Below are 17,850 nucleotides of genomic sequence, written 5' to 3' on the forward strand. Positions count from 1 at the left end.
CGCGTGCGCGCATTATGCAGTGCAGTGCAACATGAACCGGCGTTGGCTCATTCTGTGGTGGCTGCCACAGGGCGCAGCAGGTGCGCATGCACGGCGCCAGCCTTCAGATGCCGGTACACGGCCAGGCCGCTCCCGGCCAGTTCCTCGTCCGTCCAGGCGCGGGGCGCTTCGAGGTAAATAAAGCCCTGGGCGGCCACAGCCTTGGCTGCGGCTTGCAGAGCGGGCGCAAACAGGTCGCCGTCAAAGGGCGGATCGAGCAGCACCAGGTCCACACTGGCAGGTGCGGCCTGCTTGAGGGCGGCTACGCCGTCGCCGCGCTGCACGCGCACAGCGCTGGCCTGCAGCTTCGCTTGCAGCACCTGCAGCTGGGCCACCAGTGCAGCGTCACTCTCCACCAGTTGTACCGACGCGGCGCCGCGCGAAGCGGCTTCCAGCCCCAGCGCACCGGTGCCCGCAAAAGCGTCCAGGCAGCGCCAGCCACTCAAGTCTTGGCCCAGCCAGTTGAAGAGCGTTTCCCGCACGCGGTCGGGCGTGGGACGCAGGCCGGGGCGCTGGGCCACGGGCAGGCGGGTGCGCTTCCATTGCCCACCGATGATGCGGATTTCGCCCGCGCCCTTGGGGGCGGCAGCCGCCGCAGCTTTGTCCTTGGCGTTTTTCTTGATGGTCTTGGCGTCCACAGGGGCCACAGCGGCTGCGGCCTGGGCCTTGCGGATTTCGGCGGTGATGGCGCTGCCGCGCAGGGTCGATCGGCTCATGGCTGCTTGCCTCCCACCACCACGGTCACCATGCGGCCGGGTTGCAGCTTTTGGGCCATGACAGTGCGCACATCGGCCACCGTCAGGGCCTCGACCTTTTTGGCCCACTGGTCCAGGTAGTCCAGGGGCAGGTCGTTCCAGGCGATGTTGGCCACGTTGCCCAGCAGCTTCTTGTTGCTGTCGATGCGCAGCGCAAAGCCGCCGATGAGGTTGTCCTTGGCGGCGCGCAGCTCGGCCTCGGTGGGGCCTTCGGCCACAAAGCGGGCGATCACGTCGCGCGAGACCTGCACTGCCTGGGCGGCCTGGTCGGGGCGCGTCTGCAAGCCCACGGTGAAGGCCCCGGCGTGCAGGCCGGGGGCAAAGTAGCTGTATACGCTGTAGGAGAGGCCGCGCTTTTCGCGCACCTCGTGGGTCAGTCGCGAGACAAAGCCACCGCCGCCCAGGATGTGGTTGCCCACCAGCAGCGCGAGGAAGTCCGGGTCGCGGCGCTGGAAGCCCGGCTGGCCGATCAGCACGTGGGCCTGGGCCGAGGCAAACGGAATGGCCTTCTCGGCAGGTGCCGTCAGCGCCGCCACTTCGCCCACGGGCGGCAGCGGTGCGCAGCCCGCACTGGCAGGCAGGCGCGACAGCAGCGTAGCCACCAGCGTCTGCGCCTGGGCGCGCGATACGGCGCCCACGATGCTGACCTTGGCGCGGCAGGCGGCCACGTACTGCGCGTGAAAGGCCTGCATGTCGGCCACGCCAATGCGCGCCAACGTCTCTTCGGTGGTGCGCACGCCATAGGGGTGGCTGCCATACACCGCAGCGGCAAACGCATGGTTGGCCACGGTGGCGGGGCGCGTGTTGGCTTCTTTCAGGCTGGCGCTCCAGCGGGCGCGGTCGCGTTGCCAGACGTCGTCAGTCGTCGTGGGCTCGGCAATCTGGCGGGCTGCCAGCCGTGCAGCGCGCTCCAGCAGCGGCGGGTCGGTCAGCGAGCGCAGCACGTAGTGCAGCGTGTCGTTGTCGGCATTGGCTTCAAAGCTGGCGCCCAGATCGGCCCAGGCCTCACCCAGGCCGTTTTCGTCCAGCGCGGGCTCGGCGCTGGCGTCGCGCCCGGCCTTCACGCCCTTGCTGGCCATGGCGGCGACGGCGTTGGCCAGGCCGGACTGGCCCGCCGGGTCGCGGCGCGTGCCAGCGTCAAAGTCGATTTGCACGTCCACCATGGGGATGACCGGGCTTTCGACCAGATAGACCTTGGCGCCGCCCGGCTCCGTCCAGTGCTGAATGGGCAGCAGCGCCCAGGCCGAATTGGAGGAAAAAAGGGCGATAGCGCTAGTGCATAAAGCACGGACAGCTATGTTTTTGATAGTAATCATGGGCAGTTTCCGCAGGGCGGGTTCAGCGGATGGCAGCGCCCGGGGGCAGCTGGGGACGGGCGCGTGGGGCGTCCAGGGGCTGGGGCAGCAGCGTGGCCACGGTGAGCTGGTCGTCGCCAAAATACTTGGCAGCCACGGCCTGCACCTGCGCCGGGGTCACGGTGCGCAGCAGGGCCAGCAGGCGCTCGTTGGCGTCCAGCGGAAAGCCCTGGATCCAGTTGCCGCCCAGCTCTTGCGCCTGGCTCATCACCGAGTCGCGCTCGTACACGGTAGAGGCGATCCATTGCGTCTTGACGCGGTTCAGCTCGGCCTCACTCACCCCATCCTTGGCCACACGGGTCACCTCGGCGCGCAGCGCGTCTTCGACCTGTTGGGCGGTCTTGCCCGCAGCGGGCACGCCGCTGAGCATGAACAGACTGGGTCCGCGCCCGGTGACCATGGCGGAGCTGCTGGCGCTATCGGCCACGCGGTTGGGCCCCTGGGTCAGTGCGCGGTCCAGCCGGGCACCGTCATAGCCATTGAACACGGCCGACAGCACCATCAGCGCGAGGGCGTCGCGGTCTTCGTCGGTGAGGTTGTCCACGCGGTCCAGGCTGGGCGCGCGGAAGGCCAGGGCCACATAGGCCTGCTCTGCCGGGGCCTTGACGGCGATGCGGCGCAGGCCCTTTTGCTCGGGCTCGGTGCGCGGTTTGCGCGCGGGCAGCGCGTGCACGGGCAGGCTGCCGTAATACTTTTCGGCCAGCGCACGCACCTGGGCCACATCCACATCGCCCGCCACCACCACGGCGGCGTTGGTGGGGGTGTACCACTGGCGGTGGAAGGCGCGCACGTCATCGGGCGTCATCGCGTCCAGGTCGCTCATCCAGCCCACGATGGGGCGGCGGTAGGGCGACGCATTGAAGGTGGCGGCAAACAATTGTTCGGCCAGCACGGCCCGGGGCTGGTCTTCGGTGCGCAGCCGTCGCTCTTCCTTGACGACCTCGATCTCTTTCTTGAACTCCTCGTCGGGCCAGTGGTTGTTGGCAAACCGGTCCGATTCGAGCTTCATCACGTCCTCCAGCCGGTTGGACGGGATCTGCTGGTAGTAGCCGGTGTAGTCGCGGCTGGTGAATGCGTTCTCCCGCCCGCCCAGCGCCGCCACGCGGCGCGAGAACTCGCCCGGCGGCAGGGTCTTGGTGCCCTTGAACATCATGTGCTCCAGCGCATGGGCCACGCCCGAGGTGCCGTCCACCTCATCCATCGAGCCCACACGCACCCAGACCATGTGCACCGCCGTCGGGGCGCGGCGGTCGGGCTGCACGATGAGCTGCATGCCGTTTTTGAGCGTGAACTGCTGCGCGCCAGAGGCCGTGGCGGACGGCGTGGTGGAGGGTTGAGACACCGGGGTGGTTGCCGCAAAGGCAGCCCCGGACCAGAGGCAGGCCAGCAGGCCCAGTAGGGTGAAAGCGCGTTTCATAGAATGGGGTGATTCTAAGAACCCGCCAATGTTCAGTTTTTTCAAGAAAAAGCCCGCTCCTTCGCCTGCCCCCACCGATGTGCCCGCCCCGGCCCAGCCGGTAGGCGCACCGGCGCCCACCGTGGTTGCGCCCGTAGCGCCCCCCCTGCCCTCCACGCCGCCCGTGGCTACCCTCAACCCGCCAGCGCCCGCTACACCGGCTCCCGTGGCGGCGCCCGCCCCGGCAGGCTTTGGCTGGCTGCGCAACCCGTTTGGCAACAAAGCCCCTGAGCCCGCTGCGCCGCCCCCCGCAGCACCAGCGCCCGTCACTGTGACCCCGCCAGCGCCCGTGGCGATGCCTCCGGTGGCACCGGCCGTCACACCACCGCCCCCTGCGGCACCGGCAGCCACGGCGCCCGCCGCTGCTCCGGTGGTTGCAAGCCCTGCATTGCCCCCCGTGGCGCCCCCGATTTCCGTTGCTGCACCTGCGCCGGTTGCGCCACCCACGCCCGCTACACCACCGGCTGCGCCAGTGGCAGCATCTGCAACCTCGGCTGCGCCCCCTGCCCAGGCGCCTGAGCGCAAAGGCTGGCTGGACCGCCTCAAGGCGGGCCTGCGCAAGACCGGCAGCAGCATTGCCACCGTCTTCACCGGCACGCAGATTGACGACGCGCTGTATGAGGAGCTGGAAGAGGCCCTGCTGATGGCCGACACCGGCGTGAAAGCCACCACGCACCTGCTGACGGACCTCAAGCGCCGCGTGAAGGACAGCAAGACCACCGACCCTGCTGCAGTCAAGGGCCTGCTGGCCGACGCGCTGGCCGACCTGCTGCGCCCGCTCGAAAAAGCCCTGGTGATTGGCGAGCACACCCCCACCGTGATCATGGTGGCCGGCGTGAACGGCGCGGGCAAGACCACCTCCATCGGCAAGCTCACCAAGCACCTGGCGGGTGAAGGCGCCGCCGTGCTGTTGGCCGCCGCCGACACCTTCCGCGCCGCTGCCCGCGAGCAGCTGGGCGTGTGGGCCGACCGCAACACGGTCGAGATCGTGAGCCAGGAAGGCGGCGACCCTGCCGCCGTGAGCTTTGATGCCGTAACCGCCGGCAAGGCGCGCGGCAAGGATGTGGTGCTGGTGGACACCGCCGGCCGCCTGCCCACACAGCTGCACCTGATGGAGGAGCTGAAAAAGATCCGCCGCGTGGTCACCAAGGCCGACGCCACGGCCCCGCACGAGGTGCTGCTGGTGATCGACGGCAACACCGGCCAGAACGCACTGGCCCAGGTGCGTGCGTTTGACGATGCGCTGCAGCTCACCGGCCTGATCGTCACCAAACTGGACGGCACGGCCAAGGGCGGCGTGCTGGCCGCCATCGCGCAGGAACGACCCATCCCGGTGTATTTCATCGGTGTGGGCGAAAAGCTCGAAGACCTGGAAACCTTCAATGCCCGCGAATTTGCCCAGGCCTTGCTGAGCTGAGCCTCACGATCTGCGTTCAACCATGGTGTGAAATGGCCCCATCCGGGGCCATTTACACGTTTACGGATCGCAGCGTTTCCTCCATCATGGGTTTCCCCTTGGAAAGCACGGAGGCCCATGTTCATTGAGCTGGTCAAAGGCGTTGCGCTGCTGCTGGCGCTGTGCTTTCTGCATGGGTTCAACATCCGGGTCTGGCGCCAGCACCCGTGGGTGGGCCAGGTTTTTTCGGGGCTGATCTTCGGCGGGATCTGCGTGGTGGGCATGCTCACCCCGGTGGTGCTGATGCCGGGCGTGATCTTTGACGCGCGCTCGGTGGTGCTGAGCATGGCCGGCCTGTTTGGCGGCCCGCTGGTGGCGGGCATTGCGGCGCTGATGGCGGCCACCGGGCGCCTGTGGCTGGGGGGCGCGGGTGCCGAGGTGGGGCTGATGGTGATCGCGCTGTGCACGGCCATGGGGCTGGTGTACCGCGAGGGCCGCGCCCGGGGGCGGCTGGGGGTGGAGCCCGTCCCCCTCGCGCTGTTCGGGCTGCTGCTGCACACGGCGGTGATCGCACTGTTTCAGCTGCTGCCCGCCGAGGCCGTGCAGCGCATCAACCAGACGCTGGCCCTGCCCTATCTGCTGACCTTCACCCCAGCCACTGTGGTGCTGGGCCTGCTGCTGCACGATGTGGAGCAACGCATGGCCACCGAGCGTGCACTCACTGGCACGGCAGCCCGCCTGCATGCCATCACGCAGGCCATCCCCGATGTGCTGCTGGTGCTGGATGCCCAGGGCCGGTATGTGGAGGTACTGTCCCCCAACGACGCCACCCTGGTCGCCAGCGCCCCCGAGCTGGTAGGTAAACGGCTGCACGATGTGCTGCCCGCCGAGCAGGCAGAACGGTTCATGGCGCTCATCCAGGACACGCTGCAGTCTGGCCAGACCCACAGCGTGGAATACGAGCTGCAGACCCTGTCAGGGCTGCGCCAGTTTGAAGGGCGCACCCAGCCCCTGGGCGTGCAGGTGGGTGGCCAGGCGGCTGTGGTGTTCCTCGCCCGCGACATCACCAAGCGCAAGCAGGCTGAAAGTGCGCTGCGCGAGTCCGAGCTGCGTTTTCGCTCACTGCTGCGCAACATCCCGTCCATCTCGGTGCAAGGCTACCTGCAGGACGGCACCACCAGCTACTGGAACCAGGCGTCCGAGCAGCTGTACGGCTACACGGCCGAAGAAGCCCTGGGCGGCAACCTGCTCGACCTCATCATCCCGCCGCCCATGCGCGACGGCGTGCGAGCACACATGCAGCACATGTTCGCCACCGGCGAGGTGATCCCGGCGGGCGAGCTGCAACTGCAGCGCAAGGACGGCACGCCGGTGCATGTGTTCTCCAGCCACGCCTACATCCAGGTGCCGGGCCACCCGCCCGAGATGTTCTGCATCGACATCGACATCTCGGGCCGCAAGGCCGCCGAGGACGAGGCACGCTACCTGGCGTTCTACGACGCACTCACGCAGCTGCCCAACCGACGCCTGCTGGTGGACCGGCTGCAGCAGGTGCTGGTCAACGGTGCGCGCTCGGGCCTCACCACGGCCGTGCTGTTTGTGGACCTGGACAACTTCAAGACCCTGAACGACACCCGGGGCCATGAGGTGGGCGACCTGCTGCTCAAGGACGTTGCCCAGCGCCTGCGCAGCTGCGTGCGCGAGCAGGACACCGTGGCCCGCCTCGGAGGTGACGAGTTTGTGGTGGTGCTGCAGAACCTGAGCAGCGACGCCCCCGAGGCCGCCGCACAGGCGCGCACGCTGGGCGAGCTGATCCTGGCGCAATTGCGCCAGCCCTACGAACTGGCGGGGCACGAACACCACTTCACCGCCAGCATCGGCGTGACCCTGCTCAATCACCAGCGCGACTCGGTGGACGAGGTGCTCAAACAGGCCGACATGGCCATGTACCGTGCCAAGGACGCCGGGCGCAACACACTGCGCTTTTTTGACCCCGACATGCAGCAGGCCGTGAACCGCCGCGCCCTGCTGGAAACCGAGCTGCACAACGGCCTGCGGCGCGCGCAGTTCCTGCTGCTGTACCAGCCGCAAGTGGACAGCCAGGGGCGCGTGACCGGCGCAGAGGCCCTGGTGCGCTGGCAGCATCCGGTCCAGGGCATGGTGCCGCCGTCGGAGTTCATTCCGCTGGCGGAAGAATCGGGCCTCATCCTGCCACTGGGCCACTGGGTCATGGAAACCGCCCTGCGCCAGCAGGCCCGCTGGCAACAAGACCCGCAGTTTGCGCAGCTGAGCCTTGCCATCAACGTGAGCGCACGCCAGTTTCTGCAAGACGACTTTGTGGCCCAGGTGCTGGCGCTGGTGCAGCAGACCGGCGCCAACCCCGCACAGATCAAGCTAGAGCTGACCGAAAGCCTGCTGCTGGACAACGTGGACAGCGTGATCGCCACCATGCGCGCCCTCAAGGCCCATGGCCTGGGGTTTTCGCTGGACGACTTTGGCACGGGCTACTCGTCGCTCAGCTACCTCAAGCGCCTGCCACTGGACCAGATCAAGATCGACCAGGGCTTTGTGCGCGACGTGCTGCTGGACGCCAGCGACGCGGCCATCGCCCGCTCCATCATCGCGCTGGCTGGCAGCCTGGGCCTGTCCGTGATCGCCGAGGGGGTGGAGACCACCGCCCACTACCAGTTTCTTTTGGCCCATGGCTGCCAGGCTTTCCAGGGCTACCTGTTTGGCCGCCCACTGACGCTCGAAGACTTTGAAAGCCGGGTGCGGCAAGAGATATAGCGGGGGGCGCAGACTGCCACCACGCCAGCCATCGGGTACCCGGCAAAAAGGAAACCAGAAAAAGGGCAAGGCAACATTCAAGTTCTTTTTCCGTGGCGTCGATATCTCTGTGTGGAAGCCCTGGAGGTGTCCCATGAAGATTGAATCGTCCGCCCTGCAGATGCGGGCCCAGCACGTTGCCAGCCGCGTGCACACCCAAAACAGCCGCTTTGAAGCCTGGGTCGGCGATCGCCGCCCCACCAGTGCCCCTGGCCTTACCCGAGCGGCACCGGCCGTACAAATTTCTAGCACAGCACGCCTGGCCCGCGCCGCCCAGGAGGCCATCGACCCCACCCATGCCGCAGATGCCGCGCCCGGCAGCAGCCCCAGCGACGGCCTGACACCCCAGCTGGCCATGATCCGCGACCTGATTGCCCGCATGACGGGCGTGCAGGTGCGGGTGTACACCGGCCAGACGGAACCCGCACCCTCCCCACCCGCCACACCCGCCAGCCGCCTCGACACGACGCCGACCGCCGATGCAGGCCGTCCCCGTGCCGGGTGGGGCCTGCTGGTGGAGCAGCGCGAGGTGGTCGTAGAAACCGAAAGCACCCAGTTCGCCGCCCAGGGCACCGTGCGCACCGCCGACGGGCGGGAAGTCCGCTTCAGCCTGCAGCTGGATATGCATCGCAGCTACCGCCAGGAATCATCGTTTAGCCTGCGCCTGGGCGACGCTGTGGCGGTAGACCCGCTGGTCATCAACTTCGACGGCTCGGCCGCGCAGTTGCAGGACGTGCGCTTTGCGTTCGACCTGGACAGCGACGGCCAGACCGACAACGTGCCCCTGCTCTCAGGCAACCGGGGCTACCTGGCCCTGGACCTGAACCACAACAACCGCATCGACAACGGCCGGGAGCTGTTCGGCCCCAGCACCGGCAACGGCTTTGGCGAACTGGCCGCCTATGACAGCGACGGCAACGGCTGGATTGACGAGGCGGACCCGGTCTTTCAGCAGCTGCAGGTATGGACCCCGTCGGCGGATGGCGCCGAGGGCGCCGGCAGCCTGCGCACCTTGGCCGACGTGGGCGTGGGCGCACTCTCCACCAACGCCATCGCCACCCCTTTTGCCCTGCGCACCGCCGACAACGCCAGCCTGGGCACCGTGCGCTCCACCAGCGCCTACCTGCGGGAAAACGGCAGCGTGGGCACAGTGCAGCAGGTGGATCTGACCGTCTGACGATATTGCAGCGCCAGCCCGTTACTATAATTTTTATAGCTTCACAGGCATGAAACACTAGCGCTTGATGGCAATTTGACTCAAAAAATTCCAACGGTATCAATGAGCAACCCGACGGGAACTCCGGACTTAGCACTCAATCATAGAGAGTGCTAGTATCATGGCTTAGAGGAAAGGATTCCCGGAATGAACATTCAATCTGGAACCGCGACGATGACTCTGGCGCCCGCCAATCCCTGGGCGCTGGTGCCCCCCTTGGGCAATCTGGACGCCTACATTTCGGCCGTCAACCGCCTGCCCCTGCTCACGCACGAAGAAGAGCAGACTTACGCACGCCAGCTCAAGGACAATAACGATCTGGACGCCGCCGGCCGGCTGGTGATGTCGCACCTGCGCCTCGTGGTTTCGATTGCACGCCAGTACCTGGGCTACGGACTGCCCCATGGCGACCTGATCCAGGAAGGCAATGTGGGCCTGATGAAGGCCGTCAAGCGCTTCGACCCCGACCAGGGCGTGCGCCTGGTGAGCTACGCCATGCACTGGATCAAGGCCGAGATCCACGAATACATCCTGAAGAACTGGCGCATGGTCAAGGTGGCGACCACCAAGGCGCAGCGCAAGCTGTTCTTCAACCTGCGCTCCATGAAGCAGGGTTTCAAGGCCGATGCATCGGCCGCCGATGCCGCCACGCACCGCGACACCCTGTCGGACCATGAGATCGACGCCGTGGCCGCGCAGCTCAATGTGAAGCGCGAAGAAGTCATCGAAATGGAAACCCGCATGGCGGGTGGCGACGTATTGCTGGACCCGGCCCCCGCCGACGATGGCGAGCAGGCGTTTGGCCCCATTGCCTACCTGGCCGATGCATCGCACGAGCCCACGGCCATGATCGAGTCGCGCCAACGCGACGCCCTGGCTACCGACGGCATTGCCAACGCACTGGCCAGCCTGGACGACCGCAGCCGCCGCATCGTGGAAGAGCGCTGGCTCAAGGTCAATGACGACGGCAGCGGCGGCATGACGCTGCACGACTTGGCGGCGGTGTACGGCGTGAGCGCCGAGCGCATTCGCCAGATCGAAGTGGCTGCCATGAAGAAGATGAAAAAGGCCCTGGCCGAATACGCCTGACCGGTCCGGGCAGCGGGGTTAATATCCCCTGCTGCAGAAGTTGCCTCGCGGGGCCCCAGTTCTGGGGCCCCGCGTCGTTTGGGCCCCCGAATATTCTTCAAGGAGATTGCACCCCATGCCCTCACGTCCCGCCTTTCCTGGCCGTGTTTCCCGCCGTGCTTCGCTGTTGATCGCGCTGGCTGCCGCATCCCCCTGGGCCCTGGCGCAAAGCGCCGGCAAGGCTGCTGCCACTACGCCCGCGCCGCTGGCCTGGCCCACCAAGCCGCTGAAGATCATCGTGGGCTTTCCTGCGGGCTCGTCGCCAGACCTGACGGCACGCACGTTCTCGGAGCCCCTGTCCAAGGCCCTGGGCCAGCCCGTGATTGTGGACAACAAGGTGGGCGCAGGCGGCAACATTGGCGCCGACGCAGTGGCCAAGGCCCGTGACGATCACACCATCGGGCTGATGATCAACGGCAACATGACGATTGCCAAGCTGCTGAACCCGGCGGTTCCGTATGACCCGATCAAGGACCTGGCACCGCTGAGCCTGATCGGCACCTCACCGCTGATTCTGACTGCACCCGTCAACCAGCCCGGCGTGGCCGCCAACAGCAGTGCCCGCGACTTCTTCGTGGCAGCACGCAATGGTGGTGACAAGTGGAGCTACGGCACGCCAGGCGTGGGCACGGTGGGCCACATCGGCACCGAGCTGCTCAAGGCGCGCAGCAACATCAACCCCGTGCATGTGCCCTACCCTGGCTATCCGCAGGTGGCCAACGCGATGCTGGGCGGCCAGCTGCAGATGGCGCTGCTGCCCCCGGCGCTGGCGCAGGCCCAGGTGCGTGCGGGCAAGCTGCGCGCGATCGGCGTGACCTCCTCCGGGCGCAGCCCGCTGGCACCTGAGGTGCCGAGCCTGGCCGAGGCAGGCATCAGCAACTTCAACCTGGAGATCTGGAACGCCTTCGCAGCGCCTTCCACCATGCCCAAGCCCATCCAGGCCAAGCTGGCCGCTCTGATCAGCGAGATCGCCCGCAGCGAAGACGTGCGCAGCAAGCTATTTCAGCAGGGGTGGCAGACGGTGGGCTCGTCTCCCGAAGGCCTGGCCAACCGCATCAAGGCCGACACCAATCTGCTGGGCGGCGTGATTGCGATGCGGGGCATCAAGGCCGAATAAGGCCCAAGAGCATCAGCTCATGCGGGGCAGCACGGTGCCTCGCATAACGGCGGCCTGGCACAGGCCCCGGGTCACTCAGGGGCTGGGGGCTCAGCCCCCGGCCTCGGCCAACAACACCTTCACATCGGCCGCCAGGGCCTGTGCGCCGCTGCCATAGCGGTTGTAGACCCGCAGGCGCCCTGAGGGGTCGTATACGTAGCTACCTGCAGAGTGGTCCATGGTGTAGCTGGTGGGCGTCTTGCCATCGACTTTCTTGTAATAGATCTTGAAGTCCTTGGCGACGGCGGCCAGCTGCTCGGGTGTGCCGTACAGCGCCAGGAAGCTCGGGTCGAAGTTGGCCATGTAGGCCTTGAGCACTTCGGGCGTGTCGCGCTCCGGGTCCACCGTCACAAAAATGCCCTGCAGACGGCCTGCGTCCTTGCCCAGCATCTGCTTGACCTCGGCCAGCTCCTGCATCGACGTGGGACACACGTCGGGGCACTGTGTGTAGCCGAAGAACACCACCACCACCTTGCCGGCAAAGTCCTTGATGTGGCGTGGCTGGCCGTTGTGGTCGGTCAGTGGAATGTCGCGGGCGTACTCAGCGCCGGTGACGTCCACGCCGCGGAATTCGGCCTTTTTCTCGGAACATGCACTCAGGAGGCCTGTAGCGCATATGGATATTGCACCAGCCGCTATCAATTGAAGAGCGTTTCGTTTCTGCATGGAGATCATCACAGCACATAGTGGTCCACCAGCAGTGCAGCAAACAGCACGCTCAGGTGGATAAGGGAGAAGCGGAAGGTCTTGCGGGCCAGAGCGTCCGAATAATTGCGCCACAGCGCGAACGCGTACCCGCAGAAACCCAGACTGAGGAGCACGGCGGCAACCAGATAAATCCAGGAACTCATGCCGTAGATGAAGGGCATCATGCACCCGGCCAGCAGGATCAGCGTGTACAAGAACACCTGCAACCGCGTGAACTCGTTGCCGTGCGTGACCGGCAGCATGGGCAGGCCAGACTTGCGGTAGTCCTCCACCCGGTACAGGGCCAACGCCCAGAAATGCGGTGGCGTCCACAAAAAGATGATGAGGAAGAGGATAAGCGCCTCGGGCCCTACATCGTTGGTCATGGCCGCCCAACCCAGCACCGGCGGCATGGCCCCCGAGGCGCCGCCAATGACGATGTTCTGGGGCGTCAAGGGCTTGAGGATCACGGTGTAGACCACCGCGTAACCCACAAAGGTGGCAAAGGTGAGCCACATGGTCAGCGGGTTGATCCAGACATACAGCAGCACGGAGCCTGCGGCACAGAGTACGGCCGAGAACAGCAGGGTCTGCGCGTTGGACAGCTCGCCCTTGGCCGTGGGCCGCCAGGCGGTACGCTTCATCTTGGCGTCAATGCCTTGCTCGACGATGCAATTGAACGCGGCTGCAGCACCCGCCACCAGCCACACGCCCAGGCAGGCCAGCGCCATGTGGCCCAGTTGCGCAGCGTTGGGCAGGCCGGGCACGGCCAGCACCATGCCGATCAGCGCACAAAAGACGATGAGCTGTACCACGCGGGGCTTGGTCAGCGCATAAAACTGCTGGAACCGCGAGGGCGGCACAGCAACGGCGGAGGGGGCAACACTCATGCAGATACTCTCGATGCGCCCGTGGGCGCGGAAAACTCTCGGGGCGCGGGCGCTGCGCGGCTGGACACCAGGGCCCAGGTCAATACCACCACCAAAGCTGCGGCACCGCCGGTATGCAGCACCGCCGCCACCAGGGGCCAGTCCAGCACCACGTTGGACAAACCCGTCACCAGTTGCAGCAAGGTCAGCCCGCCGATCCACCGCGCCTGCGTGGGCAACACGCCACTGCGGTGAAAGCGCCAGGCCACCAAGCCCAGCGCCAGTAACACCACATAGGCCATCAGGCGGTGCACGTAGTGAATGGCGGTGAGCGCTGCAAAGCTGATGTGGCTGCCGTCTTGCAACAGGCCCAGCTTGCGCCAGATCTGGAAGCCCTGCGCAAAGTCCATGGCGGGCCACCAGCTGCCCTGGCAGGTGGGGAAGGTAGTGCATGCCAGCACCGCGTAGTTGGTGCTGACCCAGCCCCCCAGCACCACCTGAAGGGCGAGCAGCAGTGCCGTCAGTACCAGCCCCCCGCGCAGCGCGGGGGACAGGGTTACCGGTGAGCGCCCCTGGGCACTGTGGGTGTGTCGTACCGCCTGCACACACAACAGGGCCAGCAGCACCAGTCCACCGATCAGGTGCAGGGTGACGATGGCGGGAAAGAGCTTCATGGTCACCGTGAGCGCGCCAAACGCACCCTGCAGGCACACCCACAACAAGGTCACTGTAGGCCACCAGGGACTGAGCGGAGGCGCCTGCCCGCCATCACGCTGGGCGCGCCGCAGCTGCACCCACGAGGAGACAGTGATGACAATGATCAGCACCCCCACCCCCGTGGCGAGATACCGGTGGATCATCTCGATCCAGGCCTTGCCGTGGGTCACCGGGCCGGTGGGCATGGCCTGCTGGGCGGCTGAAATCTCGGCGCGGGCGCCCACCGGGCTGGCACTGCCATAGCAGCCGGGCCAGTCGGGACAACCGAGGCCCGAGTCGGTCAGGCGCGTGAAAGCGCCAAACAGCACCAGATCAAACGTGAGGAACAGCGTGAGCACCGTGAGCGCCTGCAGGCGCCGCACGGGAGAGCTGCGGCGGTTACGCGCCCACACCCAGACCAGCGGCCCCAGCGCGATCACCAGGCCGAGCAGCATCAGCTCGAGCACTGGGGCCAGGTCGTACAACGGTTGGGTATCGGTCATGGCTTGACCGGCCGCCCCGGCTCGTCCCACGAAGAAGAAGCGCGCAGCAGGCGCTCCAGGTCCCGCTTGGCCTTGGCGGCACCGCTGGTGTCCATGGCTGCCGGAAAACGCATCATCCAGTTGCCCATCGGGTCCACCACGTAGAGGTGGTCTGCCAACTGCTGGCCTTGGGCGGGCTCCAGCCAGGCCTTGACGGCACTGGGCTCGACCCGCAACACAGTGGCTTGCTGCAGGGCGGGCGTGAGAGCGGCGGGTGGCAGGGCGTTGTCGTTGATCAGCCAGACCCAGTCCACCCGGTCTTTTTCCTTACCCAAGCTCTCGCGCAGCTGGCGCTGCAGGTACAGGTGCTTCTGGCAGGCCGGATCGCAATCGCCTCCGGCCACGCTCACCAGCAACCATTGGCCTTTGAGGGACTCCAGCCGCTTGGCCCCGCCATCGAGCGTGGAGGCGGTGAGCGCTGGCACGGTGCGCTGGGGGTTGATCAGCTCGCCGTAAACGCGCCGCCCCTCCGGGCGGATCACGTAGTAGGTGAAGTACGAGGCGACCACCGGCGCGGCGCAGATCAGCAGCACGCCCAGCATCTTCCAGCGCCCATGGCGCGCACGCTGTGCGGTGGCGACCGCCTCCCCCGCCTCGGGCAAGGTGTGTACGGTCAACCCCAGCGGGTGCTCCGAACGCGCCTCAGGCGGCAGGCTGGCTGCGCGGGCGAATGAACCGTCGGACGATTTGGAACCAGACATAAAGGAGTGCTATCAGGCCGCAGAGCCCGAACCATTGAAATGCGTAACCGTAGTGTTTTTCGACACCTGCGCCGACAACAGGCCAGTCGCGTTGCAGGCCATCGCCCGCGTCGCCTGCCGGGCCTGTCTGCAACACCGTAAGGGGGGCGAACGCCAGACCGGTTTCGGTACGGAACGCTGCCAAGTCGAGATTTTGCCGGATGCGGGAAGACCCCTGTGCGCTATCGCCCCCTTGGAACTCATACAGCCGCGAGGGCGCCAGGGCCACGCGGCCTTGAATGCGCACCTCGGTATCAGCCGGCGTGGTTACGGAAGGCAGCTGGGTGCGGTCCTGAAAATTGCGCCCCGCCCATCCGCGCTGCACCAGCACCACCCCAGCACCCCCGGCAGAAAGCTGCAGTGGCGTGAGCACAAAAAACCCAGGGCGCCCCTGCATCTGCCGGTTGTCCAGATACACCGTGTGCTCAGGCAGCCAGCGCCCCTGCAGCACCACAGCACGGTGTATGAGGGCCTGTTGGGCCTCGGGCGCCGTATTGGCAGGGTTTGTCAGCGTGCGTCCATCAATGGCCGGCTGGCTGGCGCGCGCATCCAGCATCGCCTGCAGCGACTCTTTCTGGGCGGCTCGCGACAATTGCCAACGCCCCAAAGAGGCGGTGACCAGCATGCCCACCACGGCAGCCAGGGTAATGAGCCAAAAACGCAGGCCCGCAGGACGGCGAAGGGGTGTCACAGGATAATGCGCTCCATGAAATACCTCGTAGTGCTGGCGTTCATCGCCATTTTGGCCAGCCTGGCATCCGCGCTGTTCTTCATGATGCGCAACGGACGAGACGACAAGAGCAAGGGCAACCACATGGCCAAGGCGCTGGCGGTGCGTGTGGGGCTGTCCATCGTGCTGTTTTTGTGTATTCTGCTGGCCTGGCAGCTGGGATATATCCAGCCCACCGGCCTGCCCGCCACCCGTTGACCTGAGGGCTTGGTCCGCAGCCTGGGAGGCTTGGGCCCATCACAGGCCAACACTGGCCAGCACGCAGAGGGTGGAACAAAAAAAGCGCCGCGAGGCGCTTTTTTTGATGGCGTCAGGGTCTGACTTACATCCAGTAGACCAGCACGTACAGACCCAGCCACACCACGTCCACAAAGTGCCAGTACCAGGCCGCGCCTTCAAAGCCAAAATGCTTGTCAGCCGTGAAGTGGCCCTTTTGCAGGCGCAGCGTAATCACCAGCAGCATCAGCATGCCCAGGAACACGTGGAAGCCGTGGAACCCGGTGAGCATGAAGAACGTGGAGCCGAACACACCCGAGCTGAGCTTGAGGTTCAGGTCGGTGTACAGGTGGTAGTACTCATAACCTTGCACCAACAGGAACACGAAACCCAGCAGCACCGTGGCCCACATGAAGCCGATGGTCTTGCCACGCTGGTTTTCACGCAGGGCGTGGTGGGCAATGGTCAGCGTCACGCCCGAGGTCAGCAGCAGTGCGGTGTTGATGGTGGGCAACCAGAAGGGGCCCACGGTCTGGAAGGGCTCGATGATGCCCGCAGGCGAAGCGGTGGCGCCAGCGGCGAGGCTGGGCCAGACGGCCTTGAAATCGGGCCAGAGCAGCGCATTGTCCAGGCTGCCCAATGCAGGCACCGAGTGCGAGCGTGCCCACCACAGGGCTGTGAAGAACGCGCCGAAGAACATCACCTCGGAGAAGATGAACCAGCTCATGCTCCAGCGGTACGACAGATCGATCTTGTGACCATACAGGCCACCTTCGCTCTCACGCACCGCGTCGCCGAACCACTGGTACAGCGTGAACAGCCACCACACCAGCCCCACGGCCAGAGAATATTTACCCCAGTCGTGGCCATTGATCCACTGGCCTGCGCCGAGGATCACAAAGAACAGACCGGCCGCGGCCATCACCGGGTGGCGGGACTCGGCAGGCACATAGTAGTACGGGGTTCCGCCGTGGGTTGATGCACTCATTTCAGCTCCTGATTCTCAAAATCTTTGTTTTCAGTATTTGTTCGCACGAACCAGCCAACACACACTCACACGATCCAGTTCACCAGCCCGATCAGGCCAATGACGAGCAAGAAAACCGCGATCAATCCCACCACGATGATGTGAATCGGATTGAGCTTTTCGACATCTTGCTGGTACTCGCTGCCTTTGCGCAAGCCAATCAGCGACCATGCCACTGCGCGCACCGTGCGCAGCAACGATACCTTGCGGTGCAGGGGCTTGACGTCTGCCGACGGCTCCAGTGGCGCACTCATGACCCGGACCCTTGCAAACCTGCAGAGCCGGGCGCGGGCAACACGATCGCCGCCGTCGATTCGGGCGCTGCCGGTGTCTTGCCGCCCACCTCGAAAAAGGTGTACGACAGCGTGATGGTGGTGACGTCTTTGGACAATTTCGGATCGATCACAAACGCCACGGGCCAAGTTTTCTTTTCACCAGGCTCCAGCGTGTACTGGTTGAAGCAAAAACATTCCAGCTTGTTGAAGTGCGCTGCGGCCTGGCGGGGTGCGTAACTAGGGATGGCCTGGGCGGCCATGCGGCGGTTTTGTACGTTCTGAAACTCGTACATCACCGTCGTCAATTCCCCCGGATGCACCTGCACGGAACGCTGCGCTGGCTTGAAGTCCCACGGACCGCGCGAGTTCGCGTCAAACTCCACCGTGATGGTGCGCGACTTGTCCACCTGCGTGTTGGCGGGCACCCGCACGTCCTTGCCTGCCACGCCATTGCCTGGCACCTGCCGCTCGGACAGCGACAGGATGTTGATGCCCGTCATCTCACAGATGTGCTTGTAGATCGGGATCAGCACGTAGCCGAAGGCGAACATGCCAGCCGCAATCACGACCAGCTTGCCGACCATCTTGGCGTTTTCGCGGTGCAGGCTCATGGTGTTGGCCGGTGGCTTCAGCGGGACAGCAACACCACCTTGACCATGAACCCGACAAAGAACACCACCGCCACGGACGCCAGGATCAGCGCCAGCCGCAGGTTGCTCTTTTTTTGCTCGGTGGTCATGG

Annotated in this window: 18 protein-coding genes; 6 read left to right on the forward strand and 12 right to left on the reverse strand. The window is 65.7% G+C overall.

All coding sequences use genetic code 11. The annotated features are described in order from the left end of the window. Positions 1 to 47: 47 nt before the first annotated feature. From rsmD to CLU87_RS15530, 3 genes are read right to left on the reverse strand one after another with little or no spacing between them, the layout of a single operon-like run. Positions 48 to 755, reverse strand: coding sequence for a 16S rRNA (guanine(966)-N(2))-methyltransferase RsmD (rsmD, locus tag CLU87_RS15520; RefSeq protein ID WP_099731025.1), 708 nt, complete (start codon positions 753 to 755; stop codon positions 48 to 50). Then, entirely contained in the window at positions 752 to 2,110 is a 1,359-nt protein-coding gene (locus CLU87_RS15525) for a pitrilysin family protein (RefSeq protein ID WP_099731026.1), read from the reverse strand. Before CLU87_RS15525 ends, rsmD begins: the two co-directional genes overlap by 4 nt. A gap of 22 nt (positions 2,111 to 2,132) precedes the next feature. Then, on the reverse strand, positions 2,133 to 3,566 hold the full coding sequence (locus CLU87_RS15530) for a pitrilysin family protein (RefSeq protein WP_099731027.1): 1,434 nt from the start codon (positions 3,564 to 3,566) through the stop codon (positions 2,133 to 2,135). A gap of 28 nt (positions 3,567 to 3,594) precedes the next feature. On the opposite strand from CLU87_RS15530, the gene ftsY reads away from it, so the two are divergent. The 5 genes from ftsY to CLU87_RS15555 all read left to right on the forward strand — a co-directional run bounded on the left by ftsY (position 3,595) and on the right by CLU87_RS15555 (position 11,288). After that, the gene (ftsY, locus tag CLU87_RS15535; RefSeq protein WP_099731028.1) at positions 3,595 to 5,022 is read left to right on the forward strand and encodes a signal recognition particle-docking protein FtsY; all 1,428 of its coding nucleotides are present in this window, start codon (positions 3,595 to 3,597) and stop codon (positions 5,020 to 5,022) included. A 117-nt stretch (positions 5,023 to 5,139) separates the two neighbouring features. Then, positions 5,140 to 7,788, forward strand: coding sequence for an EAL domain-containing protein (locus CLU87_RS15540; protein WP_099731029.1), 2,649 nt, complete (start codon positions 5,140 to 5,142; stop codon positions 7,786 to 7,788). A 133-nt stretch (positions 7,789 to 7,921) separates the two neighbouring features. Continuing rightward, the gene (locus CLU87_RS15545) at positions 7,922 to 9,004 is read left to right on the forward strand and encodes a hypothetical protein (protein WP_099731030.1); all 1,083 of its coding nucleotides are present in this window, start codon (positions 7,922 to 7,924) and stop codon (positions 9,002 to 9,004) included. A gap of 186 nt (positions 9,005 to 9,190) precedes the next feature. Then, positions 9,191 to 10,132, forward strand: coding sequence for an RNA polymerase sigma factor RpoH (gene rpoH, locus CLU87_RS15550; RefSeq protein WP_099731031.1), 942 nt, complete (start codon positions 9,191 to 9,193; stop codon positions 10,130 to 10,132). Positions 10,133 to 10,247: 115 nt separating this feature from the next. Continuing rightward, positions 10,248 to 11,288 (forward strand): tripartite tricarboxylate transporter substrate binding protein, encoded by a 1,041-nt coding sequence (locus tag CLU87_RS15555; protein ID WP_099731032.1) that lies wholly within the window; start codon positions 10,248 to 10,250, stop codon positions 11,286 to 11,288. A gap of 90 nt (positions 11,289 to 11,378) precedes the next feature. On the opposite strand, the gene CLU87_RS15560 is transcribed toward CLU87_RS15555, so the two are convergent. The 5 genes from CLU87_RS15560 to CLU87_RS15580 are packed head-to-tail and all read right to left on the reverse strand — an operon-like array spanning position 11,379 to position 15,552. Continuing rightward, positions 11,379 to 11,993 (reverse strand): SCO family protein, encoded by a 615-nt coding sequence (locus tag CLU87_RS15560; protein ID WP_143227282.1) that lies wholly within the window; start codon positions 11,991 to 11,993, stop codon positions 11,379 to 11,381. 8 nt (positions 11,994 to 12,001) lie between these two features. Beyond that, the gene (gene cyoE, locus CLU87_RS15565) at positions 12,002 to 12,904 is read right to left on the reverse strand and encodes a heme o synthase (RefSeq protein WP_056746806.1); all 903 of its coding nucleotides are present in this window, start codon (positions 12,902 to 12,904) and stop codon (positions 12,002 to 12,004) included. Beyond that, on the reverse strand, positions 12,901 to 14,082 hold the full coding sequence (locus CLU87_RS15570; protein WP_056746807.1) for a heme A synthase: 1,182 nt from the start codon (positions 14,080 to 14,082) through the stop codon (positions 12,901 to 12,903). Before CLU87_RS15570 ends, cyoE begins: the two co-directional genes overlap by 4 nt. Beyond that, on the reverse strand, positions 14,079 to 14,822 hold the full coding sequence (locus CLU87_RS15575; protein WP_099731033.1) for a hypothetical protein: 744 nt from the start codon (positions 14,820 to 14,822) through the stop codon (positions 14,079 to 14,081). The genes CLU87_RS15570 and CLU87_RS15575 overlap by 4 nt, the downstream gene beginning before the upstream one ends. Beyond that, positions 14,764 to 15,552 (reverse strand): SURF1 family protein, encoded by a 789-nt coding sequence (locus tag CLU87_RS15580; protein WP_099731034.1) that lies wholly within the window; start codon positions 15,550 to 15,552, stop codon positions 14,764 to 14,766. The genes CLU87_RS15575 and CLU87_RS15580 overlap by 59 nt, the downstream gene beginning before the upstream one ends. A gap of 15 nt (positions 15,553 to 15,567) precedes the next feature. Here CLU87_RS15580 and CLU87_RS15585 point away from each other — a divergent pair, with 15 nt between their 5' ends. After that, positions 15,568 to 15,789 (forward strand): twin transmembrane helix small protein, encoded by a 222-nt coding sequence (locus CLU87_RS15585; protein ID WP_099731035.1) that lies wholly within the window; start codon positions 15,568 to 15,570, stop codon positions 15,787 to 15,789. Between the two features lie 124 nt (positions 15,790 to 15,913). Here the strand turns inward: CLU87_RS15585 and CLU87_RS15590 are convergent, their stop codons facing one another. From CLU87_RS15590 to CLU87_RS23535, 4 genes are all read right to left on the reverse strand, one after another. After that, positions 15,914 to 16,795, reverse strand: a complete 882-nt coding sequence (locus tag CLU87_RS15590) for a cytochrome c oxidase subunit 3 (protein WP_056065990.1) — start codon at positions 16,793 to 16,795, stop codon at positions 15,914 to 15,916. Positions 16,796 to 16,860: 65 nt separating this feature from the next. Then, on the reverse strand, positions 16,861 to 17,088 hold the full coding sequence (locus CLU87_RS15595; RefSeq protein WP_099731036.1) for a DUF2970 domain-containing protein: 228 nt from the start codon (positions 17,086 to 17,088) through the stop codon (positions 16,861 to 16,863). Beyond that, positions 17,085 to 17,720, reverse strand: coding sequence for a cytochrome c oxidase assembly protein (locus CLU87_RS15600; protein ID WP_099731037.1), 636 nt, complete (start codon positions 17,718 to 17,720; stop codon positions 17,085 to 17,087). The genes CLU87_RS15595 and CLU87_RS15600 overlap by 4 nt, the downstream gene beginning before the upstream one ends. 17 nt (positions 17,721 to 17,737) lie before the next feature. Continuing rightward, positions 17,738 to 17,848 (reverse strand): cytochrome oxidase small assembly protein, encoded by a 111-nt coding sequence (locus CLU87_RS23535; RefSeq protein ID WP_233193877.1) that lies wholly within the window; start codon positions 17,846 to 17,848, stop codon positions 17,738 to 17,740. Positions 17,849 to 17,850: the final 2 nt, after the last annotated feature.

The sequence above is a fragment of the Acidovorax sp. 59 genome (assembly GCF_002754175.1).
Classification (GTDB): domain Bacteria; phylum Pseudomonadota; class Gammaproteobacteria; order Burkholderiales; family Burkholderiaceae_C; genus Acidovorax; species Acidovorax delafieldii.

Bases quoted from the DNA above. Each gene is read 5' to 3' on its own strand.
- CLU87_RS15590 (WP_056065990.1), bottom strand. From the start codon at position 16,795: ATGAGTGCATCAACCCACGGCGGAACCCCGTACTACTATGTGCCTGCC.
- CLU87_RS15540 (WP_099731029.1), top strand. From the start codon at position 5,140: ATGTTCATTGAGCTGGTCAAAGGCGTTGCGCTGCTGCTGGCGCTGTGC.
- CLU87_RS15555 (WP_099731032.1), top strand. From the start codon at position 10,248: ATGCCCTCACGTCCCGCCTTTCCTGGCCGTGTTTCCCGCCGTGCTTCG.
- CLU87_RS15575 (WP_099731033.1), bottom strand. From the start codon at position 14,822: ATGTCTGGTTCCAAATCGTCCGACGGTTCATTCGCCCGCGCAGCCAGC.
- CLU87_RS15530 (WP_099731027.1), bottom strand. From the start codon at position 3,566: ATGAAACGCGCTTTCACCCTACTGGGCCTGCTGGCCTGCCTCTGGTCC.
- CLU87_RS15545 (WP_099731030.1), top strand. From the start codon at position 7,922: ATGAAGATTGAATCGTCCGCCCTGCAGATGCGGGCCCAGCACGTTGCC.
- rpoH (WP_099731031.1), top strand. From the start codon at position 9,191: ATGAACATTCAATCTGGAACCGCGACGATGACTCTGGCGCCCGCCAAT.
- CLU87_RS15600 (WP_099731037.1), bottom strand. From the start codon at position 17,720: ATGAGCCTGCACCGCGAAAACGCCAAGATGGTCGGCAAGCTGGTCGTG.
- CLU87_RS15585 (WP_099731035.1), top strand. From the start codon at position 15,568: ATGAAATACCTCGTAGTGCTGGCGTTCATCGCCATTTTGGCCAGCCTG.
- CLU87_RS15595 (WP_099731036.1), bottom strand. From the start codon at position 17,088: ATGAGTGCGCCACTGGAGCCGTCGGCAGACGTCAAGCCCCTGCACCGC.
- CLU87_RS15525 (WP_099731026.1), bottom strand. From the start codon at position 2,110: ATGATTACTATCAAAAACATAGCTGTCCGTGCTTTATGCACTAGCGCT.
- ftsY (WP_099731028.1), top strand. From the start codon at position 3,595: ATGTTCAGTTTTTTCAAGAAAAAGCCCGCTCCTTCGCCTGCCCCCACC.
- CLU87_RS15560 (WP_143227282.1), bottom strand. From the start codon at position 11,993: ATGCAGAAACGAAACGCTCTTCAATTGATAGCGGCTGGTGCAATATCC.
- cyoE (WP_056746806.1), bottom strand. From the start codon at position 12,904: ATGAGTGTTGCCCCCTCCGCCGTTGCTGTGCCGCCCTCGCGGTTCCAG.
- rsmD (WP_099731025.1), bottom strand. From the start codon at position 755: ATGAGCCGATCGACCCTGCGCGGCAGCGCCATCACCGCCGAAATCCGC.
- CLU87_RS23535 (WP_233193877.1), bottom strand. From the start codon at position 17,848: ATGACCACCGAGCAAAAAAAGAGCAACCTGCGGCTGGCGCTGATCCTG.
- CLU87_RS15570 (WP_056746807.1), bottom strand. From the start codon at position 14,082: ATGACCGATACCCAACCGTTGTACGACCTGGCCCCAGTGCTCGAGCTG.